Genomic DNA, 680 nt, shown 5'->3' with positions numbered 1-680 from the left:
CCCACAGCTCGGGCAGAAACCGCGACGCTTACAGCTGAAAGCGACCAGGTGCTCGGCGTGGCAAGACTCGCAGCGAACCCGTAGAAAGCCATGCTCCAGCCGCCCGCATTGGAGAAATTCTTCAAATTCCCGTTGCACATAGCCCGGCAATTCCTTTCCCTGCTCTGCCATAAGCGCAGCGAATGCCGGGTAATACTCGTCAACGATCTGATAGAGAAGGGTTTGCTCGGGTCGGTGGCTCTGGTAACGACCAGTATCCCGATCCCGGCTGGCCGTCCTGGCCGCCACATGAGGCATGTTCCGCGTCCTTGCAATACTGTGTTTACATACAGTCTATCGCTTAGCGGAAAGTTCTTTTACCCTCAGCCGAAATGCCTGCCGTTGCTAGACATTGCCAGCCAGTGCCCGTCACTCCCACTCGATTGTAAACAAGCACACAAAACCCTTTAGTGACAACAATTTGCAAGAACTATCAGGCTCAGTGCCATGAAAAATACCATGACCAGATCATGAGGTTGAACACGGCTTGCGCCGGCAGCGTTCACGCTCCTGGTCGGCGATCTCGCCCGGCTGCAATGCTAGCTCAGCATCGGTCATGCGCTCCAGCACGTCGCGTAGGCGGATGGTGCAAGGAATGGGCGGCAGCTCGAACTCATAGCCGCCGGCGATCATTTCGGCCG

1 protein-coding gene is annotated in these 680 nt (G+C 56.5%); it reads right to left on the bottom strand.

The annotated features are described in order from the left end of the window. Positions 1-297: transposase zinc-binding domain-containing protein (locus E2K74_RS14450; protein ID WP_171480736.1), on the bottom strand; the 297-nt coding region annotated here is incomplete at its 3' end. Positions 298-680: the final 383 nt, after the last annotated feature.

Origin of the sequence: Acinetobacter sp. RF15B, from assembly GCF_007558235.1 — a bacterium.
Classification (GTDB): domain Bacteria; phylum Pseudomonadota; class Gammaproteobacteria; order Pseudomonadales; family Moraxellaceae; genus Acinetobacter; species Acinetobacter lwoffii_C.
This window is presented reverse-complemented; position numbering and strand designations above follow the sequence as displayed.